Source organism: Caulobacter sp. (assembly GCF_039596335.1).
In the GTDB taxonomy this organism is placed as follows: Bacteria; Pseudomonadota; Alphaproteobacteria; order Caulobacterales; family Caulobacteraceae; genus Caulobacter.
Window position 1 is genome coordinate 13442 of sequence record NZ_JBCNJZ010000014.1, and the last position, 11914, is coordinate 25355.

At 69.6% G+C, this 11914-nt stretch carries 11 protein-coding genes; 4 read left to right on the forward strand and 7 right to left on the reverse strand.

From position 1 onward, the window contains the following. Positions 1 to 2: 2 nt before the first annotated feature. The 6 genes from ABDW31_RS23275 to ABDW31_RS23300 all read right to left on the reverse strand — a co-directional run bounded on the left by ABDW31_RS23275 (position 3) and on the right by ABDW31_RS23300 (position 7648). Positions 3 to 1667: a thiamine pyrophosphate-dependent enzyme gene (locus tag ABDW31_RS23275; RefSeq protein ID WP_343699672.1), complete on the reverse strand. Its 1665-nt coding sequence runs from the start codon at positions 1665 to 1667 to the stop codon at positions 3 to 5. 90 nt (positions 1668 to 1757) lie between these two features. Further along, positions 1758 to 2918, reverse strand: a complete 1161-nt coding sequence (gene argE / locus ABDW31_RS23280; RefSeq protein ID WP_343699673.1) for an acetylornithine deacetylase — start codon at positions 2916 to 2918, stop codon at positions 1758 to 1760. A 2-nt stretch (positions 2919 to 2920) separates the two neighbouring features. Further along, positions 2921 to 4036 carry a histidinol-phosphate transaminase gene (gene hisC, locus ABDW31_RS23285; protein ID WP_343699674.1) on the reverse strand — a complete coding sequence of 372 codons (1116 nt, stop codon included), beginning with the start codon at positions 4034 to 4036 and terminating at the stop codon, positions 2921 to 2923. A gap of 32 nt (positions 4037 to 4068) precedes the next feature. Beyond that, positions 4069 to 5490 (reverse strand): aldehyde dehydrogenase family protein, encoded by a 1422-nt coding sequence (locus ABDW31_RS23290; protein ID WP_343699675.1) that lies wholly within the window; start codon positions 5488 to 5490, stop codon positions 4069 to 4071. After that, positions 5487 to 6683 (reverse strand): aromatic ring-hydroxylating dioxygenase subunit alpha, encoded by a 1197-nt coding sequence (locus tag ABDW31_RS23295; protein WP_343699676.1) that lies wholly within the window; start codon positions 6681 to 6683, stop codon positions 5487 to 5489. The genes ABDW31_RS23290 and ABDW31_RS23295 overlap by 4 nt, the downstream gene beginning before the upstream one ends. Positions 6684 to 6697: 14 nt before the next feature. Then, complete coding sequence (locus ABDW31_RS23300) at positions 6698 to 7648, reverse strand: PDR/VanB family oxidoreductase (RefSeq protein ID WP_343699677.1); 951 nt, start codon at positions 7646 to 7648, stop codon at positions 6698 to 6700. A 249-nt stretch (positions 7649 to 7897) separates the two neighbouring features. Between ABDW31_RS23300 and ABDW31_RS23305 the strand changes: the two genes are divergently transcribed. After that, positions 7898 to 8356: a MarR family transcriptional regulator gene (locus tag ABDW31_RS23305; protein ID WP_343699678.1), complete on the forward strand. Its 459-nt coding sequence runs from the start codon at positions 7898 to 7900 to the stop codon at positions 8354 to 8356. Here ABDW31_RS23305 and hpaR read toward each other — a convergent pair. Continuing rightward, positions 8353 to 8829, reverse strand: coding sequence for a homoprotocatechuate degradation operon regulator HpaR (gene hpaR / locus ABDW31_RS23310; RefSeq protein WP_343699679.1), 477 nt, complete (start codon positions 8827 to 8829; stop codon positions 8353 to 8355). The genes ABDW31_RS23305 and hpaR overlap by 4 nt on opposite strands. A gap of 127 nt (positions 8830 to 8956) precedes the next feature. On the opposite strand from hpaR, the gene ABDW31_RS23315 reads away from it, so the two are divergent. Genes ABDW31_RS23315 through hpaE form a run of 3 tightly spaced genes read left to right on the forward strand, consistent with a single transcriptional unit; the run spans position 8957 to position 11912 of the window. Beyond that, positions 8957 to 9691, forward strand: a complete 735-nt coding sequence (locus ABDW31_RS23315) for a fumarylacetoacetate hydrolase family protein (RefSeq protein WP_343699680.1) — start codon at positions 8957 to 8959, stop codon at positions 9689 to 9691. After that, positions 9688 to 10449 carry a fumarylacetoacetate hydrolase family protein gene (locus ABDW31_RS23320; protein ID WP_343699681.1) on the forward strand — a complete coding sequence of 254 codons (762 nt, stop codon included), beginning with the start codon at positions 9688 to 9690 and terminating at the stop codon, positions 10447 to 10449. Before ABDW31_RS23315 ends, ABDW31_RS23320 begins: the two co-directional genes overlap by 4 nt. Further along, positions 10446 to 11912 (forward strand): 5-carboxymethyl-2-hydroxymuconate semialdehyde dehydrogenase, encoded by a 1467-nt coding sequence (gene hpaE, locus ABDW31_RS23325; protein WP_343699682.1) that lies wholly within the window; start codon positions 10446 to 10448, stop codon positions 11910 to 11912. Before ABDW31_RS23320 ends, hpaE begins: the two co-directional genes overlap by 4 nt. The last annotated feature ends 2 nt before the right edge of the window (positions 11913 to 11914 follow it).

Genomic DNA, 11914 nt, shown 5'->3' on the forward strand with positions numbered 1-11914 from the left:
GATCAGATGACCTTCGGGTCGCCAAGCGGGTTGGCGGGCGGCGGCGAGGCCGGCGGCACGAACGGGTGGATCAGCGCCCAGGGGCTGGGCATTTCCGAGACCTGCACCTCGATCAGGGCCGGACCGCCGGCGGCCTTGGCCTCTTCCAGCGCCTTGGCCAGACCTTGCGGATCGCTGACCCGGGCGGCGCGGACGCCGAACGCCTTGGCCAGCAGGTCGAAGTCGGGATTGTGCAGTTCGACGGCGAACTCGCGGCCGAACGTGCGGCGCTGGATGCGCTGGACGTTGCCGAAGCGGTTGTCGGCGAAGACCACGGTCGTCAGGTTCAGGCCGTACTTGGCGGCGGTCGCCAGGTCGTTCAGCCCCCAGCCGAAGCCGCCGTCGCCGGTGATCGAAACGGTACGCTCGTGCGGGTTGCCGACCGCGACGCCCAGGGCCGTGGGGAAGCCGTAGCCCAGCGTGCCCTGATAGCCCGGCGTCAGATAGGTGCGCGGCGCGCGGACCGGATAGGCGACGCTGGCGAAGTAGCCGACCTGGGTCAGCTCGCCGACCAGCACGCCCTTGTCGCCGATATGGTCGCGCAGGACAGCCAGATAGTCGGCCTGAGGCTTGATCTCGTCGAACTGCGCGGCTTCCCAGGCCTTCACCTTCGCCACGTCAGCGGCGCGCGAGGCGCGGGACTGGGCCGGCAGCGCCGCCTTGATCGCCGCGAGACCGACGGTGACGTCGCCCTTGATCGCGACGCCCGGCTTGCGCGGCGCGCCCAGGGCGGCCTCGTCGATGTTCAGATAGATGTACTGGCAGCCCTCGGCCGCGTGGGTCGGCTGGGCCAGGGCGTTCAGGAAGCGCGAGCCGGCCACCAGCACGACGTCGGCATGCGGCAGCACGCAGCGGCCGCCCAAGGTGGTCAGGGCCAGGTCATGGTCGGCCGCGACCGCGCCGCGCGCGCCTTCGGTCATCACGATCGGGGCCTGCAGGGCTTCAGCCAGCTCACGCAGGGCCTCGCCCGCATCGGCCGCGCCCACGCCGCCGCCGGCGCAGATCACCGGGAAGCGCGCGCCGGCCAGAAGCTCGGCCGCCTTGGCGACGAGGGTCGCGTCCACGGCGTCCGGCGCATAGGGCGCGGCGTCGAAATAGGCGACCGCGTCCATCGTGGTCTGCAGCACGTCCGGCGGCACCTCGATGGCCACCGGGCGCGGGCGGCCCGAGCGCAGCTGGACAAAGGCCTCGTGCACCAGGGCCGGGACCTCCTCGGGACGCATCGCGATGCCGCTCCACTTGGTCAGCGACTTCAGGATGCCGGTCTGGTCGGGGATCTCGTGCAGCATGCCGTGACCCTTGCCGATCGTCGCCGACGGGATCTGGCCGCTGATGAACAGGACGCGCGAGTTGCAGGCCAGGGCGGTCGACAAGCCCGCCAGGGCGTTCAGCATGCCCGGCCCGGGGACCATCATGCAGACGCCCTCCTTGCCGGTGGCGCGCGCATAGCCGTCGGCCATGTACGAGGTCGCCTGTTCGTGGCGCGGCACGATGAACTCGATGTCGTCGACGGCGTCGCACAGGGCGTCGACTGCCCAATCCAGTTGCACGCCGGGGATGCCGAAGATCACCTCGACGCCTTCGCGCTTCAGCTGTTCGACGAGCGCTTGCCCTCCGGTGACGGCCATACTCTGATACTCCCCCTGTGGCGGCCTCCAACGACCGCTTCGAAAACAACTTAACTCGTTAATTATCAAGCGCTAGAGCTTTTTTGAAGCTCAGGCGCCGGTATTTTCCTCGGCGCCGATCAAGTGGGCGACGAAAGCCTCGCAAAGCGTCAGCTGGTTCAGATCGACGAACTCATCGGGCTTGTGAGCCTGTTCGATATGGCCCGGCCCGCAGACGATCGTCGGCACACCGGCCTCCTGGAAAATCCCCGCCTCGGTGCCAAACGCGACATAGGCGGGCGCGCCGTTGCTGGCGCACGCGCGTTCGACCCGGCGGATGAACGGGTCGCTGCGGTCGGCCTGGAAGGCCGGGACCACGCCCAGCCGCCGGATCGTGATCCCCGGCTGGGCCGAGACCTCGCGCATCTCCGGTTCGAGCGTGTCACGGCTCCAGCGCCTCAGTTCCTCGACCAGGGTCTCGGGCCGGGTGCCCGGCAGGTGACGCAGGTCGAAGCGGAATGTGCAGTGCTCGGGCACGATGTTGGTCGCCGCCCCGCCGGTGATCACGCCGGGGCTGATGGTCGAGTACGGCACGTCGTAGCCGTCGTCGCGCGGCTCCTCGGCCTTCAGGGCCTCGCCCATCTGGCGCAGGCGCTCCAGCACCCGAGCGGCGTAATAGATCGCGTTGACGCCTTGCGGGGCCAGGGACGAGTGGACGGCCAGACCGCGCACCTCGACGGCATAGGCGGCCGCGCCCTTGTGGCCGACGATCGGACGCATGCCGGTCGGCTCGCCGATCACGCAGCCCGAGGGCTTCAGGCCCGCCGCCACCAGATCGGCGACCAGGGCCGGCGCGCCCAGGCACCCGACCTCCTCGTCATAGGACAGCGCGATGTGGAACGGCCGACCGCTGTTGGCCATGCCCGGCGCAGCGGCCAGCACCACGGCGATGAAGCCCTTCATGTCGGCGACGCCGCGGCCATAGGCGCGATCGCCGTCGATCGTCATGACGAAGGGATCGGTCGCCCAGTCCTGGCCGTCGATCGGCACCACGTCGGTGTGGCCGGAGAAGACGATCCCGCCCTCCCCGTCACCGAACGAGGCCAGCAGGTTGGCCTTGCGGCCGCCGGCGTCATAGGTGCGCCGGCAGCGCGCGCCGACGCCCGTTAGATAGGCCTCGGCCGCGTCGATCAGGTCCAGATTGCTGTCGCGGCTGACCGTCTGGAAGGCGATCAGCTGTTCGAGGATCGAGAGCGTATCGCCTTCCAGCATGATCAGGCGGCCCGCTGGGCCAGGACTTCGCCCAGGTTCGACAGGAAGATGCCGTTCTCTTCCGGCAGGCCGATCGACACCCGCAGCCAGGTCTTCAAGCCATAGTTGGCGACCGGACGGGTGATGACGCCGCGGCGCATCAGGGCCTGGGCCACGGCCGGACCGTCGCCGACCTCGAACAGGATGAAGTTGGCCTTGGACGGCACATAGGCCAGGCCGAAGCTGGCGAAGGCGGCCTGCAGACGGTCGCGCTCGCGAGCGTTCAGGTCGTGATAGGCCTGGGCGAAGTCGGTGTCGGCCAGGGCGGCCTCGGCAGCGGCCTGACCCGCGCTCGACACTGCAAAAGGCATCTGCAGGCGCTTGAGGATGCTGAGGATTTCCGGACGCGCAATGCCGTAGCCGACGCGCAGGGCGGCCAGGCCGTGGATCTTGGAGAAGGTGCGCAGGACCAGCAGGTTCTCGCGGATCGCCATCAGGCGCTTGAGGTCGGGCTGCTCGGCGGCGGGCAGGAACTCGCGATAGGCCTCGTCCAGCACCACCAGCACATGGGCGGGCACGGCGGCCAGGAAGGCTTCCAGGTCGGCGGGCGCGACGGCGGTGCCGATCGGATTGTTCGGCGTGGCCAGGAAGATCACCGCCGTCTCGTCGGTGACCTTGGCGGCCAGGGCGTCCAGGTCGTGGTCCCAGCCCTTGGCCGGCACGACCACGGTATTGGCGCCTTGCGCGGCGGCGGTGCTCTCATAGGCGGCGAACGAATATTGCGGGACGATGGCGTGGCGGGTGGCGTCCAGCCAGCCGCGCGAGACCTGCAGGATCAGGTCGCTGGAGCCTGCGCCCGGCAGCACCTGGTCGAAGCTGACGCCGTTGGCCGCCGCCAGCGCCTCGCGCAGGCTGTAGTTGTCGAAGTCCGGATAGAAGCGGGTGTCGGCGGCGCACTGGGCGATCGCCTCCAGGGCCTTGGGCGAACAGCCCATCGGGTTCTCGTTGGAGGCCAGCTTGACGATCTTGGCCGGGTCCAGCCCGAACTCGCGCGCCACTGCCGAGATCGGACGGCCGGGCGGATACGGCGGGATAGCGGCGACATGGGCCAGAGCGGTGTTGGCGAACGCGTCGGACATGGGAACTACCTTCGACTAGAGCGGGGCGGCCTTCAGGCCTGCGGACGGGTGATGGCCTTGGGCGCGACGAACTCTTCCAGGCCATAGGCCCCGTTCTCGCGACCCAGGCCCGATTGCTTGACGCCGCCGAACGGCGCGGCCAGGTCCAGGCCAGCGCCGTTGATGACGACCTGGCCCGTGCGCAGGCGGCGGGCCAGCGCGACGGCGCGGGCCTCATCGGCCGACCACACCCCGCCCGACAGGCCATAGCGGGTGTCGTTGGCGATGCGCACGGCCTCGGCTTCGTCGGCATAGGTCAGGATGGTCAGCACGGGGCCGAAGGTCTCGTGCTGGGCGATCGGCGCGTCGGACGTGACATCGCTCAGCACCGTGGCGGCGACATAGGCCCCGGCGGCGAGCTCGGCCGGAATGTCCAGGCCGCCGGCGACGACCCGGGCGCCCTGCCCGATCGCGTCCTTCACGGCCTGGCGCACGCCCGCCTGCTGGGCGTGGGTGGCCAGCGGACCCAGGCGCGTGGCCGGATCGGCGGGATCGCCCAGGGTCCAGCCCTTGGCGGCCTCGGCGGCGATCGCCTCGACCTGCGCCTTCTGACTGGCCGGCACGATCAGGCGCGACAGGGCCGCGCAGACCTGGCCGGAATTGATGAAGGCCTGGCCCAGGGCGGCGGGCACCACCGTCTCCAGGTCGGCGTCGTCCAGGATCAGGTTGGCCGACTTGCCGCCCAGTTCCAGCGACAGCTTCTTCAGGTCGCCGGCCGCGGCGGCGGCCACGGCGCGCCCGCCACGGGTCGAGCCGGTGAACGAGATCATGTCGACCTCGGGATGGCTGACCAGCGCCTCGCCGGTCTCGCGACCGCCGAACACGACGTTGAACACACCGGCCGGCGCGCCCGCATCGTCGAAGATCCGGGCCATGACGGCCGCATCCAGGGGCGTGACCTCGCTGGGCTTGAGCACCACGGTGCAGCCGGCGGCCAGGGCCGGACCGACCTTGGCCATGATCTGGTGCAGCGGGAAGTTCCAGGGCGTGATGGCCACGACCACGCCGATCGGATCCTTCTGGACCAGCGAGCGGCCCAGGGTCTCGTCATGCAGCCGCTCGGCGGCGGCGATGGTGGTGTGGATGTCGCCGATTGGCAGGCCGATCTGAGCGGCGCGGCAGAAGCTGGTCGGACAGCCCATCTGGGCCGTGATCAGCGCCGCCAGCTCGTCGCCGGCGGCCGCGATCCCGTCGGCGACGCGTTTCAGCAGCGCCAGGCGCTCCTCGAGCGCGGTCTCGACCCAGCCCGGAAAAGCGGCGCGAGCCGCCATGACCGCGGCGTCGACCTCGCCGGTCTCGGCCTGGGCGAAGCGGGCCACGCGCTGGCCGTCGGCCGGATTGATCGCCACCAGGGCGTCCGGAGCGCGGGCCGGCGTCCAGGCGCCGTTGATGAAATGCTGCCGACCTTGCGTCACGCCACGGCCCCCTTGGCGACGACGGCGGTGCCGGCGTCCAGGCGCACCAGGGCGCTTTCCTCGTCGAAGGCCACGCCCATCGGATTGCGGCCGGCGGCGACCTCGGCCAGCTGTCGGCGATACACCCGGCGCAGCATGGCCAGGCCCTGATCGGTGGAGGTCAGGTTCTCCTCCGAGTGATAGGTGATCGCGCCCTGGCTGACCTGGGCCTCGTAGTCGCCGGGGAAGGCCTGATGCTCTTCCTCGGTCAGCTCGTGCCAGAGCTTGCCATTGAAGTGCGAGCGGATCTTGGACAGCGCCCCCACTTCGGTGACGCGGCCGGCCGAATAGATGCGGAAGCTGGTGTCGTCGATCGGCAGCACCCAGCCCAGCAGCGAGCACGGACCGTCCGTTTCGGCGCGCGGGCTGGCCACGGCGCGGACGGTCGGCAGGACGGCCTCGGTGATGCGGCGATGCGTGCCGTGATCGAGGTCACGCAGCTGGACCGAACGAACGCCGCGCTCGGTATATTCGAAGGTCACCTTGGGCATCAGCGCCATCTTGGCGATGAACTGGTTGCCGCTGAACGAGCCGTGCAGGATCGGCACGTGGAACGGGTCCATGACGTTCTCGAAGTGCTGCAGCCAGTTGCAGGGCACCACGACCGGGCCGCCGCTGCCGATGCTGCTGTCGTCGGCCTCGATGAACTCGCCGGCGCCCAGGGTTTCCAGCACGTCGTAGCGCGGCAGGGCCGGCTTCAGGTGCGCCGGACCCAGATAGGCGAAGATCAGGCCGTAGCGCTCCTCGACCGGATAGTGCGGCTGGCGAACCTTGTCGCAGGTGGCCGCGCCCAGGTCCGGCTCGCAGGGCTGCTCCAGGCAGCGACCGTCGGCGGCGAACTTCCAGCCGTGATAGCAGCAGCGCAGGCCGTCTTCCTCGACCCGGCCATAGTACAGCGAGGCGCCGCGATGGGCGCAGCGGGGATGCAGCAGGCCGGGGGTCCCCTGGCCATCGCGGAACAGGATCAGGTCCTCGCCCAGCACGCGCACCTGGCGCGGCTTGTCTCCGGCGTCGGCGGTCAGGCCGATGGGATGCCAGTAGCGACGCAGCAGCTCGCCCATCGGGGTCCCCTGACCCACGCGGGTCAGCTCCTCGAAGAACGTCGGCTCCGGGCGACCGTAGGCGGTCGGCGCGTCCACGGTGTTCGAGCTCATTGTCTCCCCCTCCCTTACAGATCCAGTGTCAGTTTCGGGCTCTTGGCCCGCGAGCAGCAGATCATCATCGAGCCGCCCACCGCGCGTTCGGCCTCGCTGAGGATCATGTCCCGGTGGTCGGGCTCGCCGGCCAGCACGGTGGTCTCGCAGGTCCCGCAAACCCCGTTGCGGCACGACGACGGCGCGGCGATCCCGGCTGCCGCCAGCGCGTCGAGAATGGTCTGCGTCGGCCCGACCTCGATCGACCGACCCGAGCGGGCCAGTTCGACGACGAAGCCGCCGGCCTCGCCCTGGATGGGCGCCGCGCCGAAGCGCTCGACGCTGACCAGATGCTCGGGACGGCCCTGGGTCGCGGCGGTGAAGGCCTCGATCATCGAGGCCGGGCCGCAGCAATAGAGCTTGGCCCCGGCCGGCACGGCGGCGATGGCGGCGGCCAGATCGGCCGGCCCGCCGGCCTCGGCGTCGAAATGCAGCTTCGCGCCCTTCAAGCCCGCCAGCTCGGCGGCGAAGGCGGCGCTGGCCTTGGAGCGGGCCGCGTACAGCAGCGAGAACGGCCGCCCCTGGGCGGCCAGGCGCACGGCCATGGCCCGGATCGGCGTTACCCCGACGCCGCCGGCGAACAGCGCGGTGTAGGGCGCGGTCTCGTCCAGCGGAAAGGTGTTTCGCGGCGAACTGGCCTTCAGGACCATACCCGGCCGAAGCTCCTTGTGCAGCCACGTCGAGCCGCCGCGCCCGGCGCGGTCCAGGCCCACGGCGATCTCATAGACCCCCGCCGCGCCGTCATTGATCAGCGAGTACTGACGAACGCCCATCGGCAGATGCAGGTCGATGTGGGCGCCGGGCTCGAAGGGCGGCAGCGGTTGGCCGTCGCAGGCCTCCAGCACGAAGGACAGCACGCCTTCGCTCTCCAGCCGCACGGCGCGGACCAGGACATCGCGCGCCGCTGCGTCGGGCGAGCCGCTCATCGAGTCCGTGTTTTGTATTGCGCCGACAGCCACTCTGCCTCCCCGCAGACCGCTTTCTGACCATGACGTTCGCATGACGCCCCGAGTTACTTAACGTGTTATATTTCTTTGTGCAAGCGCTCCGAAACAGCGGCAAGATCGGCTTCCCGAAAGGCCGTCTTGCCTAGAACCGCGAGACGCCCAAGGATGGCGGGCTGCGCCGCGGCCCTTAGACTGCGACGGAAAAGAATGACGACGAGGAGCGAACGGGTGGCAGGCCTACTCGAAGACAGACCGTCCGACCTGCGGCGCCTCCCGGTCCTGCTGCACCGTGCGCGCGAAGCGTTCTCGGTGCGCTTCCGCGACGTCTTCCAGGAACACGACCTGACCGACCAGCAGTGGCGGATCCTGCTGCTGATCCGCAGCGACCCGTCGTCGGACATCTCCGACCTGGGCCGCCGATCGTTCCTGCTAGGACCCAGCCTGACGCGGATCCTGCGCAGCCTGGCCGAGCGCGGCCTGATCCTGCGCCGCCCCGATCCGGAGGACGCCCGCCGCGCCTTCCACGAACTGACGCCCAAGGGCGCAGCCCTGATCGACGAGGTCGCCCCGAACTTCGACCCGATCTACACCGACCTGGCCACGCGCCTGGACGCGGAGAACCTGGCCCGCCTGACCCACGAACTGGAAGAGCTGCTGCGCGCGCTCAATCCGGGCGCGCTGGACTAGTCCTCGAAGATCGGCGGGCCGTTCAGCGCTTCGGCCAAGGCGTTCAGCTCGGTCTTCAGGGCCGCGATGCGCGCCACGCCGAAGGCTTCCTCGATCTCGGCGTTGGCGCGCTTGCTGTGCGGCACGACCTCCAGGATCAGCGCGATGCCGGCCGGCTGGATGCTGACCAGGCCCCGGCGCAGATCCTCGACCACCGAGCGGCGCTGGATCAGGCCGCGCGCCACCAGGTCCTTGAGGATTCGCGACAGGCTGGACGGCAGCAGGCAGATGCGCTCGGCCAGCGCCGTGACCTCGATCTCGCCGACCTCGGCCAGGGTGCGCAGGACCCGCCACTGCTGCTCGGTGACATCGTGCTCGCGCAGGATGGGGCGGAAGCGCGACATGACGCTTTCGCGCGTGCGCAACAGCGCCAACGCCAGCGACTGGGTGTAGGGCCCGAGCCCAATGGCCGACCGGGTGATCTCGTCCGTCAAACGACGCTCCGAACGCATCGCGCGTATTGCGCCGCCTCCCTCCTTGTCACGCGAATAATTGTCATGACAAGAGGTTGACTTATTTATCATGTTAAACAATCGTTCCTGACGAACACAGGGGCGAGGAATGCACAGGGTTTTCGCGGTCCGCGAAGGAAGTCGGAATCTGGAGTGGCTGGCCGCGTCGCAGGCCGCCGAACTGGCCGCCCAGGGCCGCCTCGCCTGCCCGCTGGACGGGACTGTCTACGGCGTGGCGCTGAATTCGCGCCGTCACCTGCAGCGCCTGGGCGCCGGCCTCGAGCAAGCGCCCTACGCCAAGCCGCCGGTTGCGCCGGTGCTCTACATAAAGCCCGTCAATACCTTCAACCGCAGCGGCGGCGTGGTCGAGATCCCGGCCGACGTCGAGTCGCTGGAGGCCAACGCCACCCTGGCCGTGGTGTTCGAACGCACGGTCGCCAACGCTGCGGCGGCTGATGTCGCCGGCGCGATCCGCGGCTACGCCATCGCGCTCGACATCTGCGTGCCGCACGAGAATCTGCACCGCCCGGCCATCACCGCCCGCTGCCGCGACGGCTTCCTGCCAGTCGGTCCGTGGATCGCGCCGCTGGCCGATCCAGACGCGGCGGAGATCGTCACTACCGTCAACGGCGCCGAGGCCGCCCGCTGGTCGCTGGCCGACCTGAAGCGGCCGGTGTTTGAACTGGTCGCCGAGATCAGCCGCTTCATGACCTTCGCCGCCGGCGACGCCCTGCTGGTCGGCCTCAATCCCGAGCCCGCCTTCGTACGGGCCGGCGATGTCGTCACCGCCTCGGTCGAGGGCCTGGGCGCCCTCGAAGTCACCCTCCAGGGAGAGGCCCAATGAGGCGCGCCCGCATCGCCTGGAACGGCGGCGTCCACGAGGCCGTCGTCAGCGCCGACGCCCAGAGCCTGCGCCTGGCCGACCGCCGCGAGGTCGCCGCCGAGGCCGTCACCTGGCTGCCGCCGGTCGAGCCGAAGACCATCTTCGCCCTGGGCCTGAACTATGCCGACCACGCCGCTGAGCTGGCCTTCAAGCCGCCGACCGAGCCGCTGGTCTTCCTGAAGGGCCCCAACGCCCTGATCGGCCACAACGCCACGACGCGCCGGCCCGCCGACGCCAATCAGATGCACTACGAGTGCGAGCTGGCGGTCGTGATCGGTCGCGGCGGCCGGTCCATCCGGGCCGAGGACGCCTATGACCACGTCGCCGGCTACACCGTGGCCAACGACTACGCGATCCGGGAATATCTGGAGAACTACTACCGGCCCAATCTGCGGGTGAAGAACCGTGACGGCTGCACGCCGATCGGGCCCTGGATGGTCGACCGCGACGACGTCGCCGACCCGATGAACCTGGCGCTGCGGACCTTGGTCAACGGCGTCGAGGTCCAGCACGGCAACACCGCCGACATGATCTTCGGCATCCCCCAGCTGATCGCCTTCCTGAGCGGCTTCATGACGCTCAATCCCGGCGACCTGATCCTCACCGGCACGCCGCACGGCGTCGTCTACCTGCAACCCGGCGACACGGTGACCACCGACATCGAGGGCGTGGGCGCCCTCACCAACACCCTCGTCGCCGAAGACCAGAAGAACCCATGAGCACGATCAAGCACCTGATCGACGGCAAGGCCGTCGAGAGCGCCGAGCGCTTCGTCACCTACAACCCCGCCACCCAGGAGGCGATCGCCGAGGTCGCCGCCGGCGACGCCGCCGAGATCGCCCAGGCGGTCGAGGCCGCCAAGGAAGCCTTCCCCAAGTGGGCCGGCACGCCCGCCAAGCAGCGCGCGGCGATCATGCGCAGGGTCGGCGACCTGATCACGGCCAATATCGACGAGTTGGCGCGGCTGGAGACCGAAGACACCGGCCTGCCGATCCACCAGACCAGCGCCCAGCTGATCCCGCGGGCGGCCGACAACTTCCACTTCTTCGCCGAGGTGGCCACGCGGATGGACGGGCGCAGCTATCCCGTCGACAACCAGATGCTGAACTACACGCTGTACCAGCCCGTCGGCGTGTGCGGCCTGATCTCGCCCTGGAACGTGCCGTTCATGACGGCCACCTGGAAGACCGCCCCCTGCCTGGCGCTGGGCAACACCGCGGTGATGAAGATGAGCGAGCTGTCGCCGCTCACCGCCGACCGCCTGGGCCAGATCCTGCTGGAAGCCGGCGTGCCCAAGGGCGTGTTCAACCTGGTGCACGGCTATGGCCGCACGGCCGGCGAGGCGCTGGTCCGGCACAAGGACATCCGCACCCTGTCGTTCACCGGCGGCACCTCGACCGGCTACCGCATCGCCGAGACGGCGGGCATGAAGAAGCTGTCGCTGGAACTGGGCGGCAAGTCGCCCGTGCTGATCTTCGACGACGCCGACCTGGAGCGGGCGCTGGACGCGGCCCTGTTCACGATCTTCTCGCTGAACGGCGAGCGCTGCACGGCCGGTTCGCGGATCTTCATCCAGGAGACCATCTACGACAAGTTCGTCGCCGAGTTCGCCGAACGGGCCAAGAAGATCCGCGTCGGCGACCCGCAGGATCATCACACCCAGGTCGGCGCGATGATCACCCGCCAGCACTGGGAGAAGGTCACCGGCTACATCGCCCTGGCCGAGCAGGAAGGCGCGCGCATCGTCGCCGGCGGCCTGGACCGCCCGGCCGGCCTGCCCGACCGCGTCGCCAACGGCAACTTCATCCAGCCAACCGTCTTCGCCGACGTCGACAACGCCATGCGCGTGGCCCAGGAGGAGATCTTCGGCCCGGCGGTCTGCCTGATCCCGTTCAAGGACGAGGCCGATGGCCTGCGCCTGGCCAACGACGTCCGCTACGGCCTGGCCTCATACATCTGGACCCAGGACATCGGCCGAGCCCACCGCCTAGCCGCCGGCATCCAGGCTGGCATGGTGTTCATCAACAGCCAGAACGTCCGCGACCTGCGCCAGCCGTTCGGCGGCGTGAAGGACTCCGGCGTCGCCCGCGAGGGCGGCGAGTACAGCTTCGAGACCTTCTGTGAGATCAAGAACGTCTGCGTTTCGCTGGGCTCGCACCCGATCCCGAAGTGGGGCGTCTAAGG

What these genes read in the sequence shown, in the direction of transcription:
- ABDW31_RS23275 (WP_343699672.1), bottom strand. Translation starts at nt 1,667, where the DNA reads ATGGCCGTCACCGGAGGGCAAGCGCTCGTCGAACAGCTGAAGCGCGAA.
- argE (WP_343699673.1), bottom strand. Translation starts at nt 2,918, where the DNA reads ATGCTGGAAGGCGATACGCTCTCGATCCTCGAACAGCTGATCGCCTTC.
- hisC (WP_343699674.1), bottom strand. Translation starts at nt 4,036, where the DNA reads ATGTCCGACGCGTTCGCCAACACCGCTCTGGCCCATGTCGCCGCTATC.
- ABDW31_RS23295 (WP_343699676.1), bottom strand. Translation starts at nt 6,683, where the DNA reads ATGAGCTCGAACACCGTGGACGCGCCGACCGCCTACGGTCGCCCGGAG.
- ABDW31_RS23300 (WP_343699677.1), bottom strand. Translation starts at nt 7,648, where the DNA reads ATGAGCGGCTCGCCCGACGCAGCGGCGCGCGATGTCCTGGTCCGCGCC.
- ABDW31_RS23315 (WP_343699680.1), top strand. Translation starts at nt 8,957, where the DNA reads ATGCACAGGGTTTTCGCGGTCCGCGAAGGAAGTCGGAATCTGGAGTGG.
- ABDW31_RS23320 (WP_343699681.1), top strand. Translation starts at nt 9,688, where the DNA reads ATGAGGCGCGCCCGCATCGCCTGGAACGGCGGCGTCCACGAGGCCGTC.
- hpaE (WP_343699682.1), top strand. Translation starts at nt 10,446, where the DNA reads ATGAGCACGATCAAGCACCTGATCGACGGCAAGGCCGTCGAGAGCGCC.